This window comes from Mycobacterium paraintracellulare (genome assembly GCF_000276825.1).
GTDB classification, from domain to species: domain Bacteria; phylum Actinomycetota; class Actinomycetes; order Mycobacteriales; family Mycobacteriaceae; genus Mycobacterium; species Mycobacterium intracellulare.
Genome location: NC_016948.1, coordinates 5267427 through 5292692, shown reverse-complemented (window position 1 = coordinate 5292692; position 25266 = coordinate 5267427). Strand labels below are relative to the sequence as shown.

Annotated in this window: 25 protein-coding genes; 21 read left to right on the top strand and 4 right to left on the bottom strand. The window is 68.5% G+C overall.

Annotated features, from left to right (window positions below; genetic code table 11):
- Window position 1: 1 nt before the first annotated feature.
- Both OCQ_RS24605 and OCQ_RS24600 read left to right on the top strand, forming a co-directional pair.
- The gene (locus tag OCQ_RS24605; protein ID WP_014386048.1) at window positions 2-922 is read left to right on the top strand and encodes an LLM class F420-dependent oxidoreductase; all 921 of its coding nucleotides are present in this window, start codon (window positions 2-4) and stop codon (window positions 920-922) included.
- Window positions 923-2098, top strand: a complete 1176-nt coding sequence (locus tag OCQ_RS24600) for an acyl-CoA dehydrogenase family protein (protein WP_014386047.1) — start codon at window positions 923-925, stop codon at window positions 2096-2098.
- Between the two features lie 55 nt (window positions 2099-2153).
- Here OCQ_RS24600 and OCQ_RS24595 read toward each other — a convergent pair whose 3' ends face one another.
- Both OCQ_RS24595 and OCQ_RS24590 read right to left on the bottom strand, forming a co-directional pair.
- Window positions 2154-2861 (bottom strand): DUF427 domain-containing protein, encoded by a 708-nt coding sequence (locus OCQ_RS24595; RefSeq protein ID WP_041785299.1) that lies wholly within the window; start codon window positions 2859-2861, stop codon window positions 2154-2156.
- 149 nt (window positions 2862-3010) lie between these two features.
- The gene (locus tag OCQ_RS24590; RefSeq protein ID WP_014386045.1) at window positions 3011-3763 is read right to left on the bottom strand and encodes an SDR family NAD(P)-dependent oxidoreductase; all 753 of its coding nucleotides are present in this window, start codon (window positions 3761-3763) and stop codon (window positions 3011-3013) included.
- A gap of 182 nt (window positions 3764-3945) precedes the next feature.
- Between OCQ_RS24590 and OCQ_RS24585 the strand changes: the two genes are divergently transcribed.
- The 10 genes from OCQ_RS24585 to OCQ_RS24540 all read left to right on the top strand — a co-directional run bounded on the left by OCQ_RS24585 (window position 3946) and on the right by OCQ_RS24540 (window position 13076).
- On the top strand, window positions 3946-5115 hold the full coding sequence (locus tag OCQ_RS24585) for a CaiB/BaiF CoA transferase family protein (protein ID WP_014386044.1): 1170 nt from the start codon (window positions 3946-3948) through the stop codon (window positions 5113-5115).
- A 158-nt stretch (window positions 5116-5273) separates the two neighbouring features.
- Window positions 5274-5837, top strand: coding sequence for a hypothetical protein (locus tag OCQ_RS24580; RefSeq protein WP_009955720.1), 564 nt, complete (start codon window positions 5274-5276; stop codon window positions 5835-5837).
- A 3-nt stretch (window positions 5838-5840) separates the two neighbouring features.
- Window positions 5841-6545: an NIPSNAP family protein gene (locus OCQ_RS24575; protein ID WP_014386043.1), complete on the top strand. Its 705-nt coding sequence runs from the start codon at window positions 5841-5843 to the stop codon at window positions 6543-6545.
- A gap of 17 nt (window positions 6546-6562) precedes the next feature.
- Window positions 6563-7783, top strand: coding sequence for a cytochrome P450 (locus tag OCQ_RS24570; protein WP_014386042.1), 1221 nt, complete (start codon window positions 6563-6565; stop codon window positions 7781-7783).
- A 1-nt stretch (window position 7784) separates the two neighbouring features.
- Window positions 7785-8753 (top strand): zinc-binding dehydrogenase, encoded by a 969-nt coding sequence (locus OCQ_RS24565; RefSeq protein ID WP_014381466.1) that lies wholly within the window; start codon window positions 7785-7787, stop codon window positions 8751-8753.
- Window positions 8754-8763: 10 nt separating this feature from the next.
- Window positions 8764-9522: an HpcH/HpaI aldolase family protein gene (locus OCQ_RS24560; RefSeq protein WP_014386041.1), complete on the top strand. Its 759-nt coding sequence runs from the start codon at window positions 8764-8766 to the stop codon at window positions 9520-9522.
- The gene (locus OCQ_RS24555) at window positions 9519-9929 is read left to right on the top strand and encodes a nuclear transport factor 2 family protein (RefSeq protein WP_014386040.1); all 411 of its coding nucleotides are present in this window, start codon (window positions 9519-9521) and stop codon (window positions 9927-9929) included. Before OCQ_RS24560 ends, OCQ_RS24555 begins: the two co-directional genes overlap by 4 nt.
- Complete coding sequence (locus OCQ_RS24550) at window positions 9926-10654, top strand: SDR family NAD(P)-dependent oxidoreductase (protein ID WP_014386039.1); 729 nt, start codon at window positions 9926-9928, stop codon at window positions 10652-10654. Before OCQ_RS24555 ends, OCQ_RS24550 begins: the two co-directional genes overlap by 4 nt.
- The gene (locus OCQ_RS24545) at window positions 10636-12156 is read left to right on the top strand and encodes a flavin-containing monooxygenase (RefSeq protein ID WP_139826555.1); all 1521 of its coding nucleotides are present in this window, start codon (window positions 10636-10638) and stop codon (window positions 12154-12156) included. The genes OCQ_RS24550 and OCQ_RS24545 overlap by 19 nt, the downstream gene beginning before the upstream one ends.
- Entirely contained in the window at window positions 12153-13076 is a 924-nt protein-coding gene (locus tag OCQ_RS24540; RefSeq protein WP_014386037.1) for an alpha/beta hydrolase, read from the top strand. Before OCQ_RS24545 ends, OCQ_RS24540 begins: the two co-directional genes overlap by 4 nt.
- On the opposite strand, the gene OCQ_RS24535 is transcribed toward OCQ_RS24540, so the two are convergent.
- Complete coding sequence (locus OCQ_RS24535; protein ID WP_014943124.1) at window positions 13073-14185, bottom strand: alcohol dehydrogenase catalytic domain-containing protein; 1113 nt, start codon at window positions 14183-14185, stop codon at window positions 13073-13075. The two genes, OCQ_RS24540 and OCQ_RS24535, sit on opposite strands and share 4 nt — an antisense overlap.
- 14 nt (window positions 14186-14199) lie before the next feature.
- On the opposite strand from OCQ_RS24535, the gene OCQ_RS24530 reads away from it, so the two are divergent.
- A complete protein-coding gene (locus tag OCQ_RS24530) occupies window positions 14200-14676 on the top strand; it encodes an acyl-CoA thioesterase (RefSeq protein WP_139826554.1) in 477 nt (158 codons plus the stop codon).
- A gap of 59 nt (window positions 14677-14735) precedes the next feature.
- Window positions 14736-15176 carry an SRPBCC family protein gene (locus OCQ_RS24525; RefSeq protein WP_041785297.1) on the top strand — a complete coding sequence of 147 codons (441 nt, stop codon included), beginning with the start codon at window positions 14736-14738 and terminating at the stop codon, window positions 15174-15176.
- Window positions 15177-15334: 158 nt separating this feature from the next.
- Here the strand turns inward: OCQ_RS24525 and OCQ_RS24520 are convergent, their stop codons facing one another.
- Window positions 15335-16015 carry a GntR family transcriptional regulator gene (locus OCQ_RS24520; protein ID WP_014386033.1) on the bottom strand — a complete coding sequence of 227 codons (681 nt, stop codon included), beginning with the start codon at window positions 16013-16015 and terminating at the stop codon, window positions 15335-15337.
- A gap of 194 nt (window positions 16016-16209) precedes the next feature.
- Between OCQ_RS24520 and fadD5 the strand changes: the two genes are divergently transcribed.
- The 7 genes from fadD5 to OCQ_RS24485 all read left to right on the top strand — a co-directional run bounded on the left by fadD5 (window position 16210) and on the right by OCQ_RS24485 (window position 25259).
- A complete protein-coding gene (gene fadD5, locus OCQ_RS24515; RefSeq protein WP_009957279.1) occupies window positions 16210-17796 on the top strand; it encodes a fatty-acid--CoA ligase FadD5 in 1587 nt (528 codons plus the stop codon).
- A 260-nt stretch (window positions 17797-18056) separates the two neighbouring features.
- Window positions 18057-18872 carry an MlaE family ABC transporter permease gene (locus OCQ_RS24510; protein ID WP_014381458.1) on the top strand — a complete coding sequence of 272 codons (816 nt, stop codon included), beginning with the start codon at window positions 18057-18059 and terminating at the stop codon, window positions 18870-18872.
- A 1-nt stretch (window position 18873) separates the two neighbouring features.
- Entirely contained in the window at window positions 18874-19743 is an 870-nt protein-coding gene (locus tag OCQ_RS24505; RefSeq protein ID WP_008261964.1) for an MlaE family ABC transporter permease, read from the top strand.
- Between the two features lie 2 nt (window positions 19744-19745).
- Window positions 19746-21053, top strand: a complete 1308-nt coding sequence (locus tag OCQ_RS24500) for an MCE family protein (protein WP_014386032.1) — start codon at window positions 19746-19748, stop codon at window positions 21051-21053.
- Entirely contained in the window at window positions 21050-22090 is a 1041-nt protein-coding gene (locus OCQ_RS24495) for a virulence factor Mce family protein (RefSeq protein WP_009957839.1), read from the top strand. Before OCQ_RS24500 ends, OCQ_RS24495 begins: the two co-directional genes overlap by 4 nt.
- Window positions 22087-23649 (top strand): virulence factor Mce family protein, encoded by a 1563-nt coding sequence (locus OCQ_RS24490; RefSeq protein WP_009957841.1) that lies wholly within the window; start codon window positions 22087-22089, stop codon window positions 23647-23649. Before OCQ_RS24495 ends, OCQ_RS24490 begins: the two co-directional genes overlap by 4 nt.
- A complete protein-coding gene (locus OCQ_RS24485) occupies window positions 23646-25259 on the top strand; it encodes a virulence factor Mce family protein (RefSeq protein WP_014386031.1) in 1614 nt (537 codons plus the stop codon). Before OCQ_RS24490 ends, OCQ_RS24485 begins: the two co-directional genes overlap by 4 nt.
- Window positions 25260-25266 lie beyond the last annotated feature (7 nt).

Here is a 25266-nt window from a genome sequence, read left to right as displayed (position 1 = left end):
GATGCGCTTCACCATCACCCACCCGATGCACAGCCATCCCTACAACCCGGAATTGGTCAGTGGGGACGGCATCGGCAAGGTGGCCGCGGCCACCGAAGCGGCCGGGATCCACGGTTTCGGCTTCACCGATCACCCCGCGCCGTCGCAGCGGTGGCTGGACGCGGGCGGGCATGACGCGTTAGACCCCTTCGTCGCACTGGGTTTCGCCGCCGCCACCACCTCCACCCTGCGGCTGATTCCCAACATCGTCGTGCTGCCGTACCGAAACCCGTTCGTGGTGGCCAAGTCCGGCGCCACCCTGGATCTGCTGTCCGGCGGCCGCTTCACCCTCGCGGTGGGCGTGGGCTACCTCAAGCGCGAGTTCGCGGCGCTGGGCGTCAGCTACGACGAGCGCGCCGAGCTGTTCGAGGAAGCGCTGCAGGTGATCCGGGCCGTCTGGACCGAAGACGACATCTCCTTTGAGGGCAAGCACTTCAGCGCGCGCGGCATCACCGCGCATCCCCGGCCGCTGAGCAGCCCGCACCCGCCGATCTGGATCGGCGGCAACACCACCGCGTCGCGCCAGCGGGTGGCGCAGTACGGCGACGGCTGGTGCCCGTTTCCCGCCCCGCCCCAGTTGGCGCAGACCGCGGGCACGGCCACCATCGACTCGGTGCCAAAGCTCGCCGAGGGCATCGAGGACCTGCGACGCAGATGCGATGCGGCGGGCCGGGATTGGTCGGCGATCGACATCACCTTCACCAACTTCGAGGGCGGCAGCCCCGCCGATGACGCGTTCAACGCCGACGCGTACCTCGACGGCCTGGACAGGCTGGCGAAGCTGGGCGTCACGTGGGTCAGTGTCCACCTGCCCGGCGACAGCATGACGCACGCGCTCGAAACCCTCGACCGTTTCCGCACCCTCGTGATCGACGCGGCCTGAATGGACTTCTCCCGCGTCGCGCTCTCACCCGAGGACCAGGATTTCTACGATCAGTTCCGGGAGTTCATCGCCGAGCATGTCACCGATGAGGTGCGGCGGCGTGACCGGGAGACCGGTGAAAACTTCAGTGAACCGGTGCATTTGGCGTTGGGCGAAGCCGGCTATCTGGAATCGGACTGGAAGCTGGAGTCCGAGGGCGGCTTCAATCCGGTGCGCCGCCGGATCTTTCACCTCGAGATCGGTCGCGCCCACGCCCCGTGGTTCCACTGGGGCACCACGGCGGTCGTCGCGCGGTTGGTGCAGCAGTTCGGGGCGGCCGAACTCGTCGACGCGGTGCTGCCGGGCGTGCTGTCCGGCGAGATCCGGCTCTGCCTGGGCTACACCGAACCCGAGGGCGGCTCCGACGTCGCCACCTGCAAGACGCGCGCCGTGCGCGACGGTGATGCGTGGGTCATCAACGGGTCCAAGATGTTCACCTCGAACGCGCAGAACGCCAAGTACGTCTTCCTGCTCACCAACACCGATCCGCAGGGACCCAAGCACAAGAACCTGACCATGTTTCTGGTGCCGCTGGATTCGGAGGGCATCGAGATCCAGGGCATCCGCACGCTGGATGGTGACCGCACCAACATCGTGTACTACAGCGACGTGCGGGTCGATGACCTCTACCGGATCGGCGAGGTCAACGGCGGCTGGACGGTGATGCGGTTCGCCCTCGACGCCGAACACGGCATCACCGAGGTCCAAGACCATGGCCTGCAGAACATTTCGATGCTCTCCGAGCACGGCCAGCTGATGGCCGAGGCGGCCGACGGAGTCGCGGCCATCCTGGCCACGCCCGACGCCGACGGGCGCCGCCCGATCGACGACGAGGCGACGAAATACCGCCTCGGGCGCGCCATGGCCCGGATCGAGGCGGCCATGTCGACTCCCGGGATGTACGGGCGCGTGGGCCTCATCCAGACCATGCGGGAGGTCTCCCAGGAATTGATGGACCTGCTGGGGACGGCCTCGGCATTGCCCACCGCCACAACGGGTTCCGCGGACGACGGTGCCATCGAATTCATCTTCCGCCACGGCGTGCCCGCCGGAATCTACGGCGGCACCATGGAGGTGTTCCGCAACATGATCGCCCAGCACGAGCTGGGGCTCGGGCGTCCCAGCTACGGCCGCTGACTTTTGCCGCGAGAGTGTCACCACCGACGGCGGCACCCGGGAGATGCGTTGCCAGTTACACTCTCGCGGGATCGTGCGGGCCACCGGGCAGCTCGGCGAGCACGTCGGCGCGGGTGTCGTCGAAGCTGAGAAATCCCTTGATCGGCAGGCTTTCCGGCGGCGGATCGGGATAACACCAGGCGACGTCCTCGACGACACGCTCACCCGAGACCAGCGACCAATACGTCGCAAAGCCCTTGTAGTTGCAGTAACTCGACGTCTCGGAGCGCACCAGCAGATCGGTGCGCACGTGCGCCGGGTCGACATACAACCTCGGCTCGAGCGCCGTCTCGAAGAGGATCGTCGTGTCGTCGGTGTCGACCAGCGTGGTGCCGCCGACGCGGACGCGCAGGCGGCGCTGCGTCGGACGGCAGTCGACGCGGTGATAGGGATTGGGCGGGTAGTGCACGAGTTTGCGCCCCTCCTCGAACCACGTGTCCACCGCGTCCCAGGGAACGTGAACGAAACCGGGGGCCTCCGGCTCGGGCTCAGTCGGCAGGTCGCCGACGTCGTCGGGCGCGAAGACGTAGCTCAGCGGTCGGCCCCGCCGGTGCACCATCAGCGCCCGCTCGGTGTCGATCACCAGCCGCCCGTCCTTGACCGCCTGCACGCGCCGGGGATGCGGCTCGACGTACACAATCCCTTCTGGCCCGTCGGGTATCGCGGGCGAGAAGCGCCCCGCCGGATCGCTGCTGAGCGGTCCCCGCCCGGCCACCAGAGTCATGCGTTCCTCCCGGTTGCAACCACTCATCTAGCTCCCGCGTAGGCCATTGTGGTGCACACCGGCCTCGATCCGACAGACCCGGTTAGGGCGGGAGCCCGACTTGAGCGCGGCCGAGTAAGCGTGGCGGCATTCGGATTCGTGATTGAGAGTCAGGATGTGACGCGATCTCCGGGTGCGAGCAGGGCCGCGTACTGCTGCTCGAGCAGCTTGGCGACGCCCACCTGCCAGCGCTGCGCCAACGAACGCGACATCGGGTCGGGAAAGATCTCGTCGTCGCCGTTCTCCAGCCCGTCGAAGATGCCTTGCGCCACGGATTGCGGTGAGGCCTTGGGGATGTCGAGGCCTCGGGTCATGTCGGTGTCGACGGGACCGGTCAGCACCGCATGAACCCGCACGCCCCGCCCGGCCAGGATGACACGCAGCGATTGCGTGAGGGAGAACGCCGCGGCCTTGGAGATCGAATACGCCGGGATCAGCGGCAACGGCGCCAGGGCGTTCACCGACAGGTTGTTGACGATCGATCCCCCGGATCGCGTCAGCATCGGCAGGAAGGCCTGAATCACGTCGTACGTGCCGAGCAGATTCACCGCAAGGTGCGTCCGCAGTGCGGAGGCGTCGCTGAGATCGTCGTACACCGCCAGGCCGGCGTTGTTGACCAGGACATCGAGCGAGTCGACCCTGGCCGCGGCCCGCCGAATCTGCGCGGGGTCGGTGATGTCCAGGGCCAGCGGGGTCACGCGGGAATCGCCGTTGCCGGCCAAGGCCTTCCGGGTGCCGACGTACACCCGTCGGGCGCCCCGGCGTAAGGCCTCCGCGACCAGCGCGGCGCCGATGCCACGATTTCCCCCGGTGATCAGCACCGTCCTGCCTGAGATTGTGGCCACGATGACGGCCTCCTTCATTGATTGGTGTCGGATTGGGCAGGCCGCATAGGTGAGGTGGCTTGCCGCGGTCAGTCGTTGCGCGACGCCCGCATGTATTCCGATCCACGGGGCCGCCCAGATTCATCGGCGGGCAGATCAGAACGGCGAACCGGATGACCCGGTGGCATCGGGCGGCCGGCGCAGGGAGTAGGAACTTACGCATGGCGGGACCGGTGGAAGGCGTCAAGGTCGTCGAACTCGGGGTGTGGGTGGCCGGACCGGCCGCCGGCGGCATCCTGGCGGACTGGGGCGCCGACGTGATCAAGATCGAGCCGCCGACGGGTGACCCGGCGCGCATGTTCGGCCGCATGCTGGGCTGCGACATGGGCCTCAACCCGCCCTTCGAAATGGACAACCGCTCCAAGCGCAGCGTGGTCCTCGATCTCGGCACCGACGCGGGCCGCGCCACCGCGTTCGAATTGCTCGCCGGCGCAGACGTTTTCCTGACCAACGTGCGACCCGGCGCGCTGCAGCGTCTGGGGCTGGACTTCGAGTCGGTGTCGGCGACCAACCCCCGCCTGGTCTACGGGCTCATCACCGGGTACGGCGAAAACGGGCCGGACGCCGATCGCGCCGCCTTCGACGTGGCCGCGTTCTGGTCCCGGGCCGGGGTGGCCCACCTGCTCACCCGGCCCGGCGAGACGCCCCCGTTCCAGCGTGGTGGCATGGGCGACCACTCCGCGGGGATGACGATGGCCGCGGCCGTGTGCGCGGCGCTGCTCGCGCGCGAACGCACCGGGGCGGGCCAACTGGTGACCACCTCGCTGTACCGGCAGGGCGCCTACACCGTGAGCTTCGACCTGAACACCTACCTGATGAGCGGGCAGCCGATCGCGATCGGGCAACGCGAGTCGATGGGCAACCCGTGCATGAACAACTACGCCGCCCAAGACGGGCGGCGGTTCTGGGTCGTCGGCCTGGAGCCCGAGCGGCACTGGCCGGCCCTGTGCCGCGCCGTGGGGCGACCCGAATGGCGCGACGACCCGCGGTTCGCCGACGCCCGCTCCCGCGCGGCCAACTCGGCGGCGCTGATCGTCGCGTTGGACGAGATCTTCGCGACGCGCCCGCTCGACGAATGGGCGCAGATCTTTGCCGGCGAACCGGATTTCTTCTGGTCGCCGGTCAACACGCTCGAGGACGTCGTGGCCGACGAGCAGTTCCACGCCGCGGGCGGCATCGTCGACGTGCCCGACGGGGACGCGGCCGTGCCGATGGTGGCCACGCCGGCGGATTTTCACGGCACCCCCTGGGCACCGCGTTCTGCGGCACCGGAACTCGGGCAGCACACCGAGGAGGTCCTGGCCGACCTCGAGGCGCGCCGCGGGTCGTGAGGACCCGACCGGACCTTTACAAATTTCGCCGGAAGTGTCACGCTGTGCGGTGAGTCGCTTCACCCGACGCGTGCAGCGGCTCCAGCCCTTGAGAAAGCCGTGACAAGCGCGTGAGGCCCGCCAACGGAGTCGTTGGGGCCGTGGTGAGGAATGGATCGATGGTCGCTCCAACGTTCGACATCAGCAAGACCGACGCCGCCCGAGCAACCCAGGCCAACGCCGACGGCCTGCGCTATCGCCTGGACGTCGTCGCCGCCAGCGCCGTCGACGTCGTGCAATCGGCCGGGGGGTGGCTCTACGACCGGGCGATGGCCGGCTGGGAGGTGACGGTGCTGCTCCCGCAGGGCCGCGACACCCGCGCGCTGCGGATCCTGGGGGTGCGGGCGTCCGACCTCGAGCCGTCCCTGGGCGCGCTGGGTGCGGGCTCGACCAGCCTGGCCGTCAGCGCCGACGCGTTCACCGCCGACGCGCGGGTGCGCGACGCGGTGCTCGAGTCGCTGGATAACCGGCTGACGGAGGTCGCGTTGTGGGGCGACGGGTGGCCGCTGGGAGTGCAGCGTGCCACGACCCGCGCCCAGCACCTGCTCAGCGGGGCGGCGCGCATGTTCAAGGGCTATGCGCTTGCAGCAGAGGGTATTTCGGACGCCACGGTCGCCCCGACGGAGACGCTGCTGTGCGACGTGGGTTCGGGGGCCGACTCCGAGCTGATCCGGCTCGACTAGGCCATGAAGAAGTACTACAAACACGCGTTGCTCTACCTGCACGAGACGATCTCGCTGGGATCCGGGCGCAGCGACCGGTTCACCGAGGCCTTCGCCGACACCTACCAGCCGATGATGGAACAACTCGGCGCCCGGCTGTTCGCGATCTGGGAATCCACCCTGTACAACGGCCACTGGCCACAGGTGACGGTGATCTGGGAGATCGACGGGTTCGCCGATTACGCCAGGATCGGCGCCGCCCAGGCCCGCGGCGGCAGTCACGAGGCCGCCGCCGGCAAATGGTCGGCGTTCCTGGCCGACCTCGGCGCCTCGGGCGAGGGCCGCATCATGTACGCCGGCCCCAGCAACAGGACGCTCGCCCAGCTGCGCGAGGCCAATTTCACTGCGCCGCTGGTGATCCAGGAGATCATGCAGACCAAGCCCGGCCGGCAGGACGACTACATCCGGGAGCTCGAGCGGCTCTACGTGCCGTGGTCGGAACGCACCGGAAAACGCTGGCTCGGTTCGTTCACGACGACCTTCCGCTTCAACGAGGTCATCCACTACTGGGCGCTGGACGGGGGATGGGACTGCTTCGCCGAGCACTACCCGTCGTGGAAGGAGAGCCCACCCGCCGAGATCGTCACCTGGATGAGCGTGGCCCCCGCGTTGCGGGACGGGTGGGAAGATTCCATCCTGCAGGCTCTCCCGCCCTCACCCCTGCAGTGACCGAGCGCCAAGGACCCATGGACCACACCGACTTCAGCTACGACCCTTTCGACGCTGCGGTGATGGCAAACCCCTTGCCGTACTACCGAATCCTGCGCGACCAGCACCCGGTGTATTACATGCCGCAATGGGACACCTTCGCGCTGTCGCGTTTCGAGGACATCTGGAAGGTGCTGGAAGTCAACAACGGCACGTTCGTCGCCTCGGAGGGCACGCTGCCGGCGGCATCGGTTCTGGCCCAACACAACTCCGGACCGGTCGACGACCCGCCGCTGCACCCGCTTCCGTTCCACGCCATGTTCGACGCCGACCTGTACGGCGAGATCCGGCGCACACACTCCCGGCCGTTTCGGCCGCGTTCGGTCACCGACCTCGAGGGCAGGATCCGCGAGCTGGCCAACGAACGCCTCGACCTGCTGTTGCCGCGCGGCTCGTTCGACCTGACCCAGGACTACGGTGGCGTCGTGGTTGCCGCGATCGTCTGCGAACTCCTCGGCATTCCCACCGATCTCGCGCCGCAGGTCCTCGCCGCGGTCAACGCCGGCAGCCTCGCCCAGCCGGGTGTCGGCGTGGACACCGGGCAGGCGCGCCCGAACTATTTCGAGTTCCTGCTGCCCGCGGTCGCGCGCCGCCGCGCCGACCGGTCCGGGCCGCCGCTGGACGTGGTCGACGGCCTGCTCGGCTACCACCTGCCCGACGGCAGCGCCCTGGACGACATGGAAGTCGCCACCCAGATGCTGTGCATCTTCATCGGCGGAACCGAGACGGTCCCCAAGATCGTCGCCCACGGGCTGTGGGAGCTCAGCCGGCGGCCCGACCAGCTGGCCGCCGTGCGCGCCGATCCCGAAGGCAACGTGCCCGTCGCCCGCGAGGAGATGATCCGATACTGCGCGCCCGCGCAGTGGTTCGCGCGAACGGCGCGCAAGCCCTTCGACATTCACGGTCAGACCATCAATCCCGGCCAGCGCGTCATCACCCTGCTCGCCTCGGCCAGCCGCGACGAGCGGGAATACCCCGAGCCCGACGAGTTCATCTGGGACCGGCCCATCCGCCGCTCGCTGGCGTTCGGCCGCGGCCAGCACTTCTGCATCGGCTACCACCTGGCCAGGCTGGAAATCGATGTGCTGCTTGCCGAATGGCTGCGTCGGGTGCCCGACTACGCGATCCAGACCCACGCCGCCACCCGGTTGCCGTCCAGCTTCCAATGGGGCTGGAACAACATCCCGGTGGAGGTCTGAGGTGTGGTCCTACCGGCTCATCGCCCCGTATCTGTTCGAGCGGACGACGATCGCCGACACCGCCCCTGAGTCCCTGACCGACGGGCAGGTGCTGCTGCGGTTCCTGGCGGCCGGCGTCTGCGGCAGCGATCTGCCCGCGTTTCGCGGCGCCAAGGGCCGAATCCCCGGCGACGACGGCCGCAGCGGACCCGAGAAGGACGGCTTCCCCATCCACGAGGTCGCCGGCGAGGTGATCGCCAGCCGCCACCCCGCGCACCGCCCCGGGGACCTCGTCGTCGGCTGGGCCTCCGGGTTCGACGGCATGATGGAACGCATCGTCACCGACGGTGACGGTTTGGCGCCCTACGACCCGGCGCTGACGCCGGCGCAGGCTATCGGCCTGCAACCGCTGGCCTGTGTGCTCTACGCCTGCGAGCAGCTCGGCGATCTGGCCGGGCGGCGCGTCGCGATCATCGGCCAGGGATCGATCGGCCTGCTGTTCTCCTACGTCGCCAAGGCGGCCGGTGCGCGCCGCGTCACCGGGGTCGATCCGATCGACCGCCGCGATGTGGCAAGGGCATTCGGCGTCGACGAACCGGTGCGCGCCACCAGCGACCGCTGGGCGAGTCAGCTGGAACCGGGGGACCGCGCCGACGTCGTCATCGAGGCGGTCGGTCACCAGGTGGCCACCCTCACCCACGCCATCGACGCCACCGCCCCCGGCGGCACCGTCTTCTACTTCGGTGTCGCCGACGACGAGATGTATCCCATCAGCATGCGGGCCATGCTGCGCAACAACCTGACGCTGAAATCCGGTGTGACGCTTGACCGTCGGCGGATGCTGGAGCTCGCGAGCAAGTTCGCCGCCGAGCATCCCTGGCTGCTCGGCGCGTACCTCACCCACACGTTCGGCGTCGAGCAGGTGCAGGACGCGTTCGAGCTGGCCTGCCGACCGGTGGCCGAGCGCATCAAGATCGCGATCGCCGGGTGAGGGGCCGACCGTGACCGACGCTTCGCCGGGCAATCTGCAGCTGGCGCTCAGCAGCAAGCCCGCCATCTTCGGCGGCTGGGTCACCGGCCCCACCTGGCTGGGACCCGAGGAATTCGCCCGCGCCGGTTACGACTACGTCGGATTCGACGCCCAGCACGGCTATCTCGACGACGCCGGCATCGCCCGCATGCTGCGCCGCACCGAACACCTGCCGCTGGGCACCGTCGTGCGCCTGCCCAACGCCGACGCCGCACCGATCGGGCGGGTGGCCGACGCCGGGGCCGACGCCGTCGTCATCGCGATGATCGAATCGGCCGGCGAGGCCGCCGCCGCCGTGGCCGCCACCCGCTACCCGCCGGCGGGCGTGCGCAGCTTCGGACCGCTGCGCGCCAGCCTGGGGCACGACCCCGCCGCCCACGAATCCCGGATCGGCGTGTTCGCGATGATCGAGACCGCGGCGGCGCTGGCGGACATCCGCGAGATCTGCGGGGTCGACGGCCTGACCGGGATCTACGTCGGCCCGGCCGATCTCGCCATCTCGATGGGCGCCGGCGTCCTCGGTGCGACCCGGCATCCCGAGGTGCTCGACGCGATTACGCGCATCCACCGGGCGGCCTCGGATGCGGGGCTGGTCACCGGCATTCACGCCGGGGACGGCATGACGGGCCAGGCCATGGCGCGGCTGGGCTTCGGCATGATCACCCTGGCCGCCGAGTCCCAGGCGCTGCGGCGCGGGGCCGCCGAACACCTGCGTGAGGCGACGCAATGACCGCCTACCCGCCGGACGACGAGGCAGCGATCCGCGATTTGATCGCCGGCTACGCGCTCGCTCTCGACGCCGGTGATGTCGACGGTTGCGTCCGGCTGTTCGCCCCCGACGGCGAATTCCTGGCGTACGGCCGGACTTTCGCGGGCCATGACGGGATCGCCGACATGTTTCGCGCCGCGGCGCGCGGCCTGCATCTGACCGGCGTCTCGCGGATCACAGTCGACGGGGACCGCGCGAGCGCCCGATCGCAGGTGCTGTTCGTCCGGGCCGGCGACCTGCAGTTGCGGCCCGCCCTCTACGACGACGAGCTGACCCGCGTGGACGGCCAGTGGCGTTTCGCGCGGCGCCGGTGCCGCTTCATCACCAGCGGCGGATTGGCCGAGAGCCCGGAGGTGACGCCGGCATGAATCCACGTGTCGCACTGGTGACCGGCGCGGCCGGCGGGCAGGGCCGGGCCATCGCCGAACGGCTACGCGCCAAGGGGTTTTCGGTGGCGGCCTGCGATCGGCGGGCCGACGATCTCGCCGCCGCGGTGCGCGAATCGGGCGACGAGGAACTGATCGCGGTGGAGCTCGACGTCACCGCGGAGCGGCAGTGGGACTCCGCGGTGGCGGCGGTGGTCGAGCGCTTCGGGTCGCTGAGCACGCTGGTCAACTGCGCCGGCGTGCTGCACCGCGCGTCGTTGACCGAGGAGACCGCCGAAGGATTCGAAAACTCGTGGCGGGTCAACTGTCTGGGCGCGTTCCTCGGCATGCGCGCCACGCTCGAACACCTGCGCGCGGCGCCCGACGCCTCCATCGTCAACATCTGCAGCACCGGCGCGATCCGCCCGTTCCCCCAGCATGGCGCCTACGGCTCGTCGAAGTGGGCGCTGCGCGGCCTGACCCAGACCGCGGCCGCCGAACTCGCGCCCTCCGGCATCCGGGTCAACGCGGTGTTCCCCGGGCCGATCGCCACCACGATGCTCGACGAGACCACCCAGGCCCGGCTCGCCGCGGCATCGATGTTCGGGCGGATAGGCCGGGCCGACGAAGTCGCCGACGCCGTGGCGTTCCTGGTCTCCGGTGAGGCGTCGTTCATCACCGGCTCCGAACTCATCATCGACGGTGGTCAATGCCTGCAGATCCGATGACCGACCTGTCGGTCGGCATCATCGGCGCGGGCCCGGGCGGCCTGGCGCTGGGAATCATGCTGTCCCGCGCCGGTTTTGGCAACTTCACCATTTTCGACCGCGAGGATGGTGTCGGGGGCACCTGGCGGATCAACACCTATCCGGGACTGGCGTGCGACGTCAAGTCGCACCTCTACTCGTTCTCATTCGACCTGAACGCCCACTGGTCACGGCTGTGGTCGGGCCAACCCGAAATCCTGGACTACTTCCAGCGCAGCGCCGACAAGCACGGCCTGGGGCCGCACCTGAAACTGCGCACCGAAATCCGTTCCGCACGATGGGATTCGGACACCCAGCGATGGTGCCTGACCACCGCGACCGGCGAACGGCACCACTTCAACGTCGTCGTCTCGGCCGTGGGCCTGTTCACCCGGCCGCTGCTGCCCGACCTCGTCGAGGAAGAGCCCTTCACCGGAACGGTGATGCACTCGTCACGCTGGGACCACTCGATCCCGCTGGAAGGCAAGAAGATTGCGGTGCTCGGCACCGGATCGACGGCCTCCCAGCTGATCCCCGAATTGGCCAAGGTGGCCGGCACGGTGTATTCGGTGCAACGATCGCCCACCTGGATACTGCCCAAGCCCGACCGGCGCTACACTCGGGGGGAGCGCTGGGCCTTCGCGCACCTCCCGTTTGCCAAGAAGATCTACCGCACCCGGCTGTGGCTGCGCAGCGAATCCAACATCGCGGTGATCGAGCACGGCAGCGAAAAGACCGAGCAATTCACCGCCCTTGCCCTGCGGCTGCTCGAAAACACGGTCGACGATGAGGAATTGCGCCGCAAGCTCACACCGGACCACCCGATGGGCTGCAAGCGGCTGGTGTTCTCGTCGGACTACCTGCCCGCGCTGACCCGCCCCAACGTCGAGGTGCTGACCAGCCCGGCGCGCTCCCTGCGCGCCCGGTCCCTGGTCACCGAAGACGGCACCGAACGCGAGGTCGACCTGGTGGTGTGCGCCACCGGCTACGCCGCCGCCGACTATCTCGGGGAGCTGGACGTTTCCGGCGAACACGGAATCACGCTGCGGCAGGTCTGGCGCGACGGCGCGCACGCCTACCTCGGCATGGCCGTGCCGGATTTCCCCAATTTCTTCATGCTGTACGGGCCGAACACCAACGTCGGCTCCAACAGCGTCATCTTCATCCTCGAAGCCCAGGCGCGCTACATCGTGCGAGCGGTGCGGCACCTGCGCCGCCGCCGCAAACGCTACGTCGCGGTGCGTGCCTCGGCGCTGGCCGAGTTCGTCGCCAAGGTCGACCGCTGGATGGTGGGCACCGTCTGGACCACCCAGTGCAGCAACTACTTCCGCGCCCCCAACGGGCGCGTGGTCACCCAGTGGCCGCGCAGCGCCCGAACCTTCTGGGGGATGACGCGCAGGTTCAGGCCCGCCGACTTCCGTTTCGAACCGCCCGCCACCTCCGCCGCGCCCCCGGTCGCGGTGCCCGAGCGGGGCACCCGATGACGGAGCTCGACGGCGCCGACCGCCTCGACCCGGCGCTGCGCGCACTGGCGACCACGCGCACGGACTTCTCGGCCGCCGCGATCCAGCTGACGCGTGGACCGTTCAACGAACGCCGCCGCATCACCGCCGAGCAGACCGACGCCGGTGACGTCCGGATCGACGAGGACAACGCCGCCGGCGTCGGGGTGCGCATCTACCGCGGCGGCCCGGCCCCGGCGCCCACCGTCGTGTATTGCCACGCCGGTGGTTTCGCGCTGGGAAACCTGGACACCGATCACCGCCAGTGCGTGGAGCTCGCCCGCCGCGGGCGCTGCACGGTGGTGTCGGTGGACTACCGGCTGGCTCCGGAGCACCCCTATCCGGCCGGGCTCGACGACGCGAGCGCCGTGCTGCGCTGGGTGATCGACGACGCGGCGTCGCTCGGCGTGGACCCGGCGCGGGTGGCCGTCGCGGGCAGCAGCGCCGGCGCCGCCCTGGCCGCATGCCTGGCGCAGCGCGCCGCCGACGGATCATTGCCGCCGGTGGTGTTCCAGCTGCTGCACCAGCCGGTGCTCGACGACCGGCCCACCGGATCGAAGTCGGAGTTCCGCACCAGTCCCGCCTTCGACGGCGAGGGCGCCGAGCTGATGTGGCGCCACTACCTCGACCCAAAGGCCGCGCCGGAGGCCGCGGTGCCCGCACGGCGACCCGAATTCGCCGGGCTGGCACCGGCTTTGATCACCTGCGCGGAGATCGATCCCTTCCGCGACGAGGCCATCGACTATGCGCTGCGGCTGCTGCACGCCGGGATCTCGGCGGAGCTGCACGTGTTTGCGCGCGCCTGCCATGGATTCGACTCACTGCTGCCGGAATGGCCGGGCTCGCAACGCCTGTTCGCGCTGCAAGGCGAGGCGCTGGCCGGCGCGCTGCACGGCGACTAGGCGTCGAATCGGATCAGCTGGCGCACGGCGGTGCCGTCGGCCAGGTGGTCCATCGCCTCGTTGATCTCGTCGAGCGCGATCGTCGACGACACCAGCGATTGCACCGGCAGCCGGCCGGAACGCCACAGCTCGACGAACCGCGGGATGTCCCGGCTGGGCACCGCCGAACCGAGGTAGCTGCCGATCAGCGACCGGCCCTCGGCCACAAAACCCAACGGCGACACCGTGATCCGGGCGTCCGGCGGGGGCAAGCCGACGGTGATGGTGCGCCCGCCCGGCGCGGTCAAGGCGATCGCGGTCTCGAGCGCGGCGGGGTGGCCGACGGCCTCGACGACCACGGCCGCCTTCACCCGCGCGTCGTCGGCCTGCTGCGGCGTGTAGGCCTCGTGGGCGCCCAGGGCGCGGGCGGCGGCCAACTTGTCGGGCAACTGGTCGACGGCGACGACGCGCACGTCGTCATAGGTGAGGGCGGTGAGCAGCGCCGCCATCCCGACGCCGCCCAGCCCGACCACGGCGACCGTCTGGCCCGGCCGCGGCTGCCCCACGTTGAGCACCGCGCCGCCGCCGGTGAGCACCGCGCACCCCAACAGCGCGGCGACATCGGCGGGCACGTCGGGCGGCACCGCGACCGCGCTGGCCCGATTGACGACCGCGTGCGTCGCGAAACCCGAGACCCCGAGGTGGTGATACACCGGTTGGCCGGCCCGGCTGAGCCGGATGTCGCCGCCCAGCAGGGTGCCGGCGCCGTTGGCGGCGCTGCCCGGCTCGCACGGCGTCAGGCCTTCGGTCGCGCACGCCGCGCAATGGCCGCAGCGCGGCAGGAACACCAGCACCACCCGCTGGCCGACGGCCACATCGCCGACACCGTCACCGACCCGCTCGACGATCCCGGCGGCCTCGTGGCCGAGCAGCATCGGCACCGGGCGCACCCGGTTGCCGTCGACCACCGACAGGTCGGAGTGGCAGAGGCCGGCCGCCTCGATGCGGACCAGCACCTCGTCGCGACCCGGCGGCGCGAGGTCGACGTCGGCGATGCTGATGGGCCGCGACCGCGCGTAGGGCCGGGGCGCCCCGATGTGCTCCAGTACCGCGCCCCGAATTCCGGACATGCTGGAATACAACCATGGCGTCGGCTCCAGTAGTTCCCCCCGCCCCGGACGGGTTGACCAGCAACGACTTCCCGGTGCTGTGGCCGGTCGGGACGCGATGGGCCGACAACGACATGTTCGGCCACCTCAACAACGCTGTCTACTACCAGTTGTTCGACACCGCGATCACCGCCTGGATCAACACCGCCACCGGGCTGGACCCGATCACCACGGCGGCGCTGGGCATCGTCGCCGAGTCGGGCTGCCGCTACTTCTCCGAACTGCATTTCCCCCAAGACCTCACGGTGGGCCTGGCCGTGACCCGGCTGGGCCGCAGCAGCGTCACCTACCGGCTGGGCGTGTTCGAGTCCGGTGACGGCGACCCGCGGCCGATCACCGCGCTGGGACATTGGGTGCACGTCTACGTCGACCGGGTTACGCGCAAGTCCGTCCCGATTCCCGACCCGGTCCGGACCCTGCTGTCGACGGCCAGCGTCGGCGAATCGGCCTAGCTCCGGGCCCAGATACCGCCCTGCGCTGGGGTTTTCGCGCACCCCGTTATGCTGCGCGCATGCCAGTGTTGAGCAAGACCGTCGAGATCGGCGCCGACGCCGGGTTGATCATGAAGATCGTCGGCGATTTCGAGGCCTACCCGCAGTGGAACGAGGAGATCAAGGGTCTCTGGGTGCTCGCCCGCTATGACGACGGGCGGCCCAGCCAGGTGCGGCTCGACACCGATTACCAGGGCATGCAGAGCATGTTCATCCAGGCCGTGTACTACCCGGGGGAAAACCAGATCCAGACCGTCCTGCAGCAGGGCGACCTGTTCACCAAGCAGGAGCAGCTCTTCTCCGTGGTGGCCATGGGCGCTTCAAGCCTGCTGACCGTGGACCTGGACGTCGAAACGTCGATGCCGGTCCCGGCGCCGATGGTCAAGCAGCTCCTCAACAACGTCCTCGACCACCTCGCCGAGAGCCTCAAGCAGCGCGCCGAGCAGCTGGCCGCGACCTAGAAATTGGCGGCGACCCGCTTCGCCCGGCTAAGCCGCGCTCGCGATCGCCGCTAGGAGATGGCGGCGACCCGCATCGCCCGGCTGCGCCGCGCTCGCGATCGCCGCTAGGAGATGGCGGCGACCCGCATCGCCCGGCTGCGCCGCGCTCGCGATCGCCGCTAGAAGGGATTGCCGGCGCGGTCGCGCATCTCGGTCAGCCGGGCCGCCGCGTCGGTGAACTGCCATACGGTGTGCTCGATCACCGCGGCGGTGTCGCGGTGGCGCAGCGCGGCGATCAGCTTCCGGTGGTTGTCGACGGCGGCCTTGCCCCAGTGCGGATCGGCCGCGTACACCAGCACCGGCATGTAGCGGGCGGCGTTGAGCAGGAACCACGCCAGCTTGATCCGGCCGCTGGCCTGGTTGAAGACCCGGTGAAAGGCGAACTCGATGCCCGCGATGGTCTCGGCGTCGCCGGATCCGACGGCCGCGGCGAGCGACTCGTTGATGCGGTCCAGCTCGTCGATCTCGGCGTCGGTGATGTGGTCGGTGGCCGCGGCCGCCAGCTCCTTGGCGATCGAGGCCTGCAGCCAGAAGATGTCCTCGATGTCCTGGCGGGTGAGCGGCAACACGACGTGGCCGCGGTGCGGCTCCAGCTGCACCATGCCCTCGCCGCGCAACTTCAGCAGGGCTTCGCGCACCGGGGTGACGCTGACCCCTAGCTGGGCGGCGGTCTCGTCGAGACGGATGAACGTCCCCGGACGCAGCGTTCCGGACATGATCGACGCCCGCAGATGGCCCGCGACCTCATCGGACAGCTGAGCCCGCCGCAGCGGCCGCCGGCTCCTCGGCTGCATGGACATCGGTGCGTTCACAGGGTCTGCCAGGACTTTCAGTGACTTGGCGGGACGGGATTCAAGTTTTGACGGACCTTGACGGGCGCTTGTCGAGGACTTGTCAGTGGACCGTCAAAGCCATAGTGTGACCCACACAACACTATGTTTTATCAAATATCAACCTGGCGCAAGCGGTGCGCGAGTGAAGGGAAGTGTCGAGTTTGACCGCGCAATTGGCAGACCATCTGACAGAGCAGCCGTACCTCGCCCGGCGGCAGAACTGGGTGAACCAACTCGAGCGGCACGCGCTGATGCAGCCGAACGCGACCGCGCTGAGGTTCCTGGGCAAGACACTGACGTGGGGCGAACTGCGCGGCCGGGTGGCGGCGCTGGCCGACGCGCTGAGCCGCCGGGGTGTCGGCTTCGGCGACCGCGTCATGATCCTGATGCTCAACCGCACCGAGTTCGTCGAATCGGTGCTGGCCATCAACATGCTCGGCGCCATCGCCGTGCCGCTGAACTTCCGGCTGACCGCGGCCGAAATCGCCTTCCTGGTCCAGGATTGCGAAGCGCGGGTGATCATCACCGAATCGGTGCTCGCCCCGGTGGCAACCGGCGTACGCGACATCGAGTCGATGCTCGGCACCATCGTGGTCGCCGGCGGTTCGACCGACGACACCGTGCTCGGTTACGAAGACCTCGTCAACGAGACCGGGGAGTCGCACCAACCCGTCGACATCCCGAACGACTCGCCGGCGCTGATCATGTACACCTCGGGCACCACCGGCCGCCCCAAGGGCGCCGTGCTCACCCACACCAACCTGACCGGACAGACGATGACCGGGCTGTACACCAACGGCGCCGACATCAACAGCGACGTCGGGTTCATCGGGGTGCCGTTCTTCCACATCGCCGGCATCGGCAACTTGCTGACCGGGGTGCTGCTCGGCATCCCCACGGTCATCTACCCGCTCGGCGCGTTCGAGCCCGGGCAGCTCCTCGACGTGCTGGCGGCAGAAAAGGTCACCGGGATTTTTCTGGTTCCCGCGCAGTGGCAGGCGGTCTGCGCCGAGCAACAGGCGCGCCCGCGCGACCTGAAACTGCGGGTGATCTCGTGGGGTGCCGCCCCGGCTCCCGACGCGCTGCTGCGGGAGATGTCGGCGAGGTTTCCCGGCACCCAGATCCTGGCCGCGTTCGGCCAGACGGAGATGTCGCCGGTCACCTGCATGTTGCTCGGCGAGGACGCCATCCGGAAGCGCGGCTCGGTCGGCAAGGTGATCCCGACGGTCGCCGCCCGGGTCGTCGACGAGAACATGAACGACGTGCCCATCGGCGAGGTCGGTGAAATCGTTTATCGCGCACCAACTTTGATGAGCGGCTACTGGAACAATCCCGAGGCGACGGCGGAAGCGTTCGCCGGCGGCTGGTTCCACTCCGGCGACCTGGTCCGCATGGACTCCGACGGCTACGTGTGGGTGGTCGACCGCAAGAAGGACATGATCATCTCGGGTGGCGAGAACATCTACTGCGCCGAGGTGGAGAACGTCCTGGCCAGCCACCCGAGCATCGTCGAAGTCGCCGTCATCGGCCGGGCCCACGACAAGTGGGGCGAGGTGCCGATCGCGGTCGCCGCGGTGGCGGGCGAGGGGTTGGCGCTCGACGAGTTGGACGAGTTCCTGACCGAGCGACTGGCGCGCTACAAGCACCCGAAGGCGCTCGAGATCGTCGACGCGCTGCCGCGCAACCCGGCCGGCAAGGTGCTCAAAACTGAGCTGCGGATCCGCTACGGGGCCGCAAAAATCGACTAAATCCATTCTAGGGCAAGAGGTTTTAGGACCAGAAAGGAAATTGGGCAGGAGCTGTAACGTTTGCCAGTCGTTGGCGAAGGGTTAATTGTGCGGATGCGGTTCACACGTGCTTGGCCATCGGGTACATTCCTGTGGTCTCCGTTACTACTTGCCAGTAGGGAGCCGATGGTCACAGACGTCGAATCGGGGCGAGGAGGGGGCGTGCTATATGTTCCGCCGCGGCGCCGGACGGCGCGCGGTGACGGCCAGAGGGGGCAGCGGTGACTTCGACGTCGACTAGTCGACGGGGCCCCTACCTGGTCGGCTATGTGCGCGATCAACTGCAAACCCCGCTGGAGCTTGTCGGCGGGTTCTTCCGGATGTGCGTGCTCACCGGGAAAGCCCTGTTCCGCTGGCCGTTCCAGTGGCGCGAATTCGTCCTGCAGTGTTGGTTCATCATGCGAGTGGCGTTCCTGCCGACGATCATGGTGTCGATCCCGCTGACGGTTCTGCTGATCTTCACCCTCAACGTTTTGCTGGCGCAGTTCGGCGCCGCCGACCTGTCCGGCGCCGGCGCCGCGATCGGCGCGGTCACCCAGCTTGGCCCGCTCACCACGGTGCTGGTGGTCGCCGGGGCCGGGTCGACGGCGATCTGCGCCGACCTGGGCGCGCGCACCATCCGCGAAGAGATCGACGCGATGGAGGTGCTCGGCATCGACCCGATCCACCGGCTGGTGGTGCCCCGGGTGATCGCCGCGACCCTGGTCGCCACCCTGCTCAACGGCCTGGTGATCACCGTCGGCCTGGTCGGCGGCTACCTGTTCGGCGTCTACCTGCAGAACGTGTCGGGAGGGGCATACCTGGCCACCCTGACCACCATCACCGGCCTGCCCGAGGTCGTCATCGCGACGGTCAAGGCCGCGGTCTTCGGCCTGATCGCCGGACTGGTCGGCTGCTTCCGCGGGCTGACGGTGCGCGGCGGATCCAAAGGCCTGGGCACCGCCGTCAACGAGACCGTCGTGCTCTGCGTCGTCGCGCTGTATGCGGTCAACGTCGTGCTGACCACGATCGGCGTGCGATTCGGGACGGGGCACTGACATGTCGACGACCACCGTCTTTCGCTCCCGCTTCCCGCGGGCCGCAGAGAATCTCAACCGCTACGGCCTGGCCGCGGCGCGCGGGCTCGACGACATCGGCCAGATGGCGTGGTTTGGCGGGGTGGCCCTGGCGCACATCCCGCACGCGCTGCGCAACTACCGCAAGGAAACCCTGCGTCTGGTCGCCCAGATCGGGATGGGCACCGGCGCCATGGCCGTCATCGGCGGCACCGTCGCCATCGTCGGCTTCGTGACGTTGTCCGGTAGCTCCCTGGTCGCGATCCAGGGGTTCGCCTCGCTGGGCAACATCGGCGTCGAGGCGTTCACCGGATTCTTCGCCGCGCTGATCAACGTGCGCATCGCCGCGCCCGTCGTCACCGGCATCGCGATGGCCGCCACGGTCGGCGCCGGCGCGACGGCCGAGCTGGGCGCGATGCGCATCAGCGAGGAGATCGACGCGCTGGAAGTGATGGGTATCAAGTCGATTTCGTTTTTGGCGACCACCCGGATCATGGCCGGGCTGGTGGTGATCATCCCGCTGTACGCGCTGGCGATGATCATGTCGTTCCTGTCGCCGCAGATCACCACGACCGTGCTCTACGGACAATCCAACGGCACCTACGAGCACTACTTCCGGACGTTCCTGCGCCCCGACGACGTCTTCTGGTCGTTCCTGGAAGCCATCCTTATCACCGCGGTCGTCATGATCACCCACTGCTTCTACGGCTACAACGCCGGCGGCGGGCCGGTCGGCGTGGGCGAGGCCGTCGGCCGATCGATGCGCTTCTCGCTGGTGTCGGTGCAGGTTGTCGTGTTGGCCGCCGCGTTGGCGCTCTATGGCGTCAACCCCAACTTCGCGCTCACGGTGTAGCCATGCCAGCGCCGATCCAGACCAACGCCCCCCGGACCCCGCCGTACAAGTGGGCCGGGTTGGCGGCGCTGGTGATCGCCGCGCTGGTCCTCGGTTTCGTCTACGGCCAGTTCCGCGGCGACTTCACCCCCAAGACCAACCTGACGATGCTGGCGTCGCGGGCTGGGTTGGTGATGGATCCGGGCTCGAAGGTGACCTATAACGGGGTGGAGATCGGGCGGGTCGGCAGCATCGCGGAGACGGTGCGCGACGGCAAGCCGGCGGCAAAGTTCACGCTCGAGGTCTATCCGCGGTATTTGAAGCTGATCCCGTCCAATGTGAATGCCGATATCAAGGCGACGACGGTGTTCGGTGGCAAGTACGTGTCGTTGACGACGCCGGCGCACCCGTCGCCGCAGAAGATCTCGGCGCACACCGTGCTCGACGCGCGTTCGGTGACCACCGAGATCAACACGCTGTTTCAGACGATCACCTCGATCGCGCAGAAGGTCGATCCGGTCAAGTTGAATCTGACGTTGAGCGCGGCGGCGCAGTCGTTGGCCGGGCTGGGGGAGAAGTTCGGGCAGTCGGTGGTGAATGCGAACGCGGTTTTGGATGAGGTGAATCCGCGGATGCCGCAGGCGCGCAAGGACATTCAGCAGTTGGCGGCGCTGGGGGACACGTATGCGGACGCCTCGCCGGATCTGTTCGACTTTTTGAACAACGCGGTGGTGACCTCGCGCACGATCAACGCGCAGCAAAAGGATTTGGATCAGGCGTTGTTGTCGGCGGCCGGGTTCGGCAACACCGGCGCGGACCTGTTCACCAAGGGCGGCCCGTATCTGGCGCGCGGGGCGGCCGATCTGGTGCCCACGGCCCAGCTGCTCGACACCTACAGCCCCGAACTGTTCTGCGCGGTCCGCAATTACCACGACATCGAGCCCAAGGCCGCCTCGTTCCTGGGCGGCAACGGCTACTCGCTCAACAGCCACACCCAGGCCCTGTCCGGGCTGGGCCTGATCGCCAACCCGCTGTCGCTGGTCGCCGTCGCCGCGCTCACGCTTGGGCTCGGTGCCACGGCAGGTTTGGTCGGTGGGGCGCCCAACCCCTACGTCTGGCCCGAGAACCTGCCGCGGGTGAACGCCCGCGGCGGCCCCGGCGGCGCCCCCGGTTGCTGGCAGCCGCTCACCCACGATCTGTGGCCGGCACCGGAGTTGGTGATGGACTCCGGCAACAGCATCGCGCCGTACAACCACCTGGACACCGGATCGCCGTACGCGATCGAGTATGTCTGGGGCCGCCAGGTAGGGGATAACACGATCAACCCATGAAAATCTCCGGAACCATTACCAGGCTCAGCATCTTCTCGGTGGTGCTGTTGATCTTCACCGTGATGATCTTCGTGGTGTTCGGTCAGATGCGCTTCGACCGCACCAACGGGTATTCGGCGGAATTCAGCAACATCAGCGGCCTGCGGGCGGGCCAGTTCGTCCGCGCCTCGGGCGTCGAGGTCGGCAAGGTCGACAAGGTGGAGCTGGTCGACGGCGGCAAGCGCGCCCGGGTGAAATTCAACGTCGACCGCTCCATCCCGCTGTACCAGTCGACGACCGCCCAGATCCGCTACCTCGACCTGATCGGTAACCGCTACCTGGAGATCAAACGCGGTCAGGGCGAAGGCGCGGACAAGGTCCTGCCGCCCGGCGGGTTCATCCCCTTGTCGCGGACGACGCCGGCGCTCGACCTCGACGCCCTGATCGGCGGTTTCAAGCCACTGTTCCGGGCGCTCGACCCACAGAAGGTCAACACCATCGCGACCGCGCTGGTCACCGTGTTCCAGGGCCAGGGCGGCACCATCAACGACATCCTCGACAACACCGCGCAGCTGACCAACCAGCTCGGCGAGCGCGACCAAGCGATCGGTGAGGTCATCAAGAACCTGAACATCGTCTTGGACACCACGGTCCGGCACCGGCAGCAATTCGACCAGACGGTCGACAAGCTCGAGGTGTTGATCACCGGCCTCAAGAACCACGGCGACTCGCAGGCCGCGGGGTTCGCCCACATCAGCAACGCCGCCGGGACGGTCGCCGACCTGCTCGCCGAGGACCGAGCGCTGCTGCACAAGACGATCAACTACCTGGACGCCGTTCAGCAGCCGCTGATCGACCAGCAAGACCAACTGCAGGACTACCTGAAGAAGGTGCCCACAGCGCTGAACATGATCGGGCGCGCGATCGGCTCCTACGGGGACTTCGTGAACTTCTACGCCTGCGACATCACCCTCAAGATCAACGGTCTGCAGGCCGGCGGCCCGGTCCGCACGGTCCGGTTGTTCCAGCAGCCGACGGGTAGGTGCACGCCGCAATGAGAACACTGGAACCGCCGAACCGGGTCCGCATCGGGCTGATGGGCATCGTCGTGACGGTGCTCGTGATCGGCGTCGGCCAAAGCTTCACCAGCGTCCCGATGTTGTTCGCCAAGCCGAGCTACTACGGCCAGTTCACCGACTCCGGCGGCATCAACACCGGCGACAAAGTGCGTATCGCCGGCCTGGACGTCGGCAAGGTGGAGGGCATCAAGATCGACGGGGACCACATCCGGTTGAAGTTCTCCATCGGCACCAACACCATCGGCACCGAGAGCCGGCTGGCGATCAAGACCGACACCATCCTGGGGAAGAAGATCCTCGACGTCGAGGCCCGCGGCAACCAGCCGCTGCGGCCCGGGGCGAGTCTGCCGCTGGGCCAAAGCACCACGCCGTACCAGATTTACGACGCGTTCTTCGACGTCACCAAGGCCGCCCAGGGCTGGGACATCGACACCGTCAAGCAGTCCCTGCACGTGCTCTCCCAGACCATCGACCAGACCTACCCGCACCTGAGCCCGGCGCTCGAAGGGGTGGCCAAGTTCTCCGACACGATCGGCAAGCGCGACGAGGAGGTCAAGCACCTGCTCGCCCAGGCCAACCAGGTGGCCGGCGTCCTGGGGGATCGCAGCGACCAGATCGACCGGGCCTTGGTCAATGCGAAAACGCTCCTGGCCGCCTTCAACGAGCGCGGCCAGGCCATCAACGCCTTGCTGGCCAACATCGCCGCCTTCTCCGAACAGGTCAAGGGGCTGCTCGACGACAACCCGAACATCAATCACGTGCTCGAGCAATTGCGCACCCTCAGCGACATCCTGGTGCAGCGCAAAGACGACCTTGCCAATGGGCTCACCGAGGTCGGCAAGTTCCTGCCGTCGTTGAACGAGGCCATCGCCTCGGGACCGTTCTTCAAGGTGGTCCTGCACAACCTGGCCCTGTATCAGATTTCGCAGCCGTGGGTCGACGCGGCGTTCAAGAAGCGTGGGATCGACCCGGAGGACTTCTGGCGCAGCGCCGGATTGCCGGCCTACCGGTTCCCCGACCCCAACGGCACCCGGTTCCCCAACGGCGCGCCGCCCCCGGCGCCCCCGGTGCTCGAGGGCACGCCCGACCACCCGGGGCCGGCCGTCCCTCCGGGATCGCCGTGCTCGTACACGCCGGCGGCGGACGGGCTGCCCCGCCCCGACAACCCGCTGCCCTGTGCGGGTGCGGTGTCCGGGCCGTTCGGTGGACCGGGCTTCCCGGCGCCGGTGGACGTGATGACGTCACCGCCGAACCCCGCGGGCCTGCCACCCACGCCCGGCATCAATATCGCGGGCCGGCCGGGCGACCCGCCGCCGGACGTGCCCGGGACACCCGTCCCGTTGCCCACACAGGCGCCCCCGGGTGCGCGTACCGAGAACCTGGCGCCGGCCGGACCGGTGCCGCCGCCGTCGACGTTCGCGCCGGGGCTGCCGCCGGGTCCGCCGGCACCGCCCGGGCCGGGCAACCAGTTGCCGGCGCCGTTCATCAACCCCGGTGGAGCCGGAGGCAGCGGTGTCACGGGAGGTAGCCAGAATTGAGCACCATCTTTGACATCCGCAACATTCGACTCCCGAAGCTGTCCCGGGCGTCGGTGATCATCGGATCACTGGTGATCGTGCTGGCCCTCATCGTCGGCTACGTCGGCTGGAGGCTCTACGAGAAGCTGACCAACAACACCGTGGTGGCCTACTTCCCGGCGGCCAACGCTTTGTACCCGGGGGACAAGGTCCAGATCATGGGCCTGCGGGTGGGTGCGATCGACAAGATCGAGCCCACCGGCGACAAGATGAAGGTCACCTTCCACTACGAGAACAAATACCGGGTGCCGGCCAACGCGTCGGCGGTGATCCTCAACCCCACCCTGGTGGCCTCGCGCGCCATCCAGCTGGAGCCGCCGTACAAGGGCGGTCCGGTGCTGGCCGATAACGCCGTGATCCCCGAAGAGCGCACCCAGGTTCCGGTCGAATGGGACCAGCTGCGCAACAGCATCACCAACATCATCTCGAAACTGGGTCCCACCGCCGAGCAGCCGAAGGGCCCGTTCGGTGAGGTCATCGAGTCGTTCGCCAACGGGCTGGCCGGCAAGGGCAAGCAGTTCAACACCACGCTGAGCAACCTGTCGCAGGCGTTGACCGCATTGAACGAGGGCCGCGGCGACTTCTTCGCCGTGGTGCGCAGCCTGGCGCTGTTCGTCAACGCGCTGCACCAAGACGACGCGCAGTTCGTCGTGCTCAACCAAAACCTGGCCGACTTCACCACCCGGCTCGCGCACAACGACACCGACCTGTCCAACGCGATCCAGCAGTTCGACAGCCTGCTCACCACCGTGCGCCCCTGGCTCGACAAGAACGCCGGGGTGCTGACCTACGACGTCAACAACCTCGAGACCGCGACGAACGCGTTGCTGCAACCGGATTCGCTGAACGGTTTGGAGACCGCGCTGCACGTCCTTCCGACGGCCGCGGCGAACATCAACCAGATCTATCACCCGTCGCACGGATCGGTGGTCGCCATCCCGTCGATCACCAACTTCGCCAACCCGATGCAGTTCATCTGTAGCGCGATTCAGGCCGGCAGCCGGCTTGGGTACCAGGAGTCGGCCGAACTGTGCGCGCAGTACCTGGCGCCGATCCTCGACGCGATCAAGTTCAACTACCCGCCGTTCGGCTTGAACCTGTTCAGCACCGCCGAGACATTGCCCAAGCAAGTGGCCTACTCTGAGCCGCGGTTGCAGCCGCCCAACGGGTACAAGGACACGACCGTCCCCGGCATCTGGGTGCCCGACACCCCGACCTCGCACCGCAACACCCAGCCGGGCTGGATCGTCGCCCCGGGCATGCAGGGTCAGCAGGTCGGTCCCATCACCGCGGGCCTGATGACGCCGGAGTCGTTGGAAGAGCTCATGGGTGGCCCGAACATCGAACCCGTCCAGTCGAACCTGCAGACCCCGCCGGGTCCGCCGAACGCCTACGACGAGAACCCGATCCTGCCGCCGATGGGACTGAACGCCCCGGTGCCGATCCAGCCGCCGCCGCCCGGGCCGGGCGTGGCCCCGGGCCCCGTGGCGCCGACCCCGGCGCCGGTGTCCGCGCCCGCGCCGAACGCTGGCGGGCCGGCGTCGGCCGCTGACTTCGGAGGTGGCCAGTGACGAGCGC

Excerpts from the sequence above, each read along its gene's own strand:
- OCQ_RS24555 (WP_014386040.1), top strand. The coding sequence starts at position 9,519 with ATGACCGCCTACCCGCCGGACGACGAGGCAGCGATCCGCGATTTGATC.
- OCQ_RS24605 (WP_014386048.1), top strand. The coding sequence starts at position 2 with ATGCGCTTCACCATCACCCACCCGATGCACAGCCATCCCTACAACCCG.
- OCQ_RS24500 (WP_014386032.1), top strand. The coding sequence starts at position 19,746 with ATGCCAGCGCCGATCCAGACCAACGCCCCCCGGACCCCGCCGTACAAG.
- OCQ_RS24590 (WP_014386045.1), bottom strand. The coding sequence starts at position 3,763 with ATGAAGGAGGCCGTCATCGTGGCCACAATCTCAGGCAGGACGGTGCTG.
- OCQ_RS24550 (WP_014386039.1), top strand. The coding sequence starts at position 9,926 with ATGAATCCACGTGTCGCACTGGTGACCGGCGCGGCCGGCGGGCAGGGC.
- OCQ_RS24520 (WP_014386033.1), bottom strand. The coding sequence starts at position 16,015 with ATGTCCATGCAGCCGAGGAGCCGGCGGCCGCTGCGGCGGGCTCAGCTG.
- OCQ_RS24585 (WP_014386044.1), top strand. The coding sequence starts at position 3,946 with ATGGCGGGACCGGTGGAAGGCGTCAAGGTCGTCGAACTCGGGGTGTGG.
- OCQ_RS24530 (WP_139826554.1), top strand. The coding sequence starts at position 14,200 with ATGGCGTCGGCTCCAGTAGTTCCCCCCGCCCCGGACGGGTTGACCAGC.
- OCQ_RS24600 (WP_014386047.1), top strand. The coding sequence starts at position 923 with ATGGACTTCTCCCGCGTCGCGCTCTCACCCGAGGACCAGGATTTCTAC.
- OCQ_RS24535 (WP_014943124.1), bottom strand. The coding sequence starts at position 14,185 with ATGTCCGGAATTCGGGGCGCGGTACTGGAGCACATCGGGGCGCCCCGG.
- OCQ_RS24505 (WP_008261964.1), top strand. The coding sequence starts at position 18,874 with ATGTCGACGACCACCGTCTTTCGCTCCCGCTTCCCGCGGGCCGCAGAG.
- OCQ_RS24525 (WP_041785297.1), top strand. The coding sequence starts at position 14,736 with ATGCCAGTGTTGAGCAAGACCGTCGAGATCGGCGCCGACGCCGGGTTG.
- OCQ_RS24575 (WP_014386043.1), top strand. The coding sequence starts at position 5,841 with ATGAAGAAGTACTACAAACACGCGTTGCTCTACCTGCACGAGACGATC.
- OCQ_RS24580 (WP_009955720.1), top strand. The coding sequence starts at position 5,274 with ATGGTCGCTCCAACGTTCGACATCAGCAAGACCGACGCCGCCCGAGCA.
- OCQ_RS24545 (WP_139826555.1), top strand. The coding sequence starts at position 10,636 with ATGCCTGCAGATCCGATGACCGACCTGTCGGTCGGCATCATCGGCGCG.
- OCQ_RS24540 (WP_014386037.1), top strand. The coding sequence starts at position 12,153 with ATGACGGAGCTCGACGGCGCCGACCGCCTCGACCCGGCGCTGCGCGCA.
- OCQ_RS24570 (WP_014386042.1), top strand. The coding sequence starts at position 6,563 with ATGGACCACACCGACTTCAGCTACGACCCTTTCGACGCTGCGGTGATG.
- OCQ_RS24495 (WP_009957839.1), top strand. The coding sequence starts at position 21,050 with ATGAAAATCTCCGGAACCATTACCAGGCTCAGCATCTTCTCGGTGGTG.
- OCQ_RS24595 (WP_041785299.1), bottom strand. The coding sequence starts at position 2,861 with ATGACTCTGGTGGCCGGGCGGGGACCGCTCAGCAGCGATCCGGCGGGG.
- OCQ_RS24490 (WP_009957841.1), top strand. The coding sequence starts at position 22,087 with ATGAGAACACTGGAACCGCCGAACCGGGTCCGCATCGGGCTGATGGGC.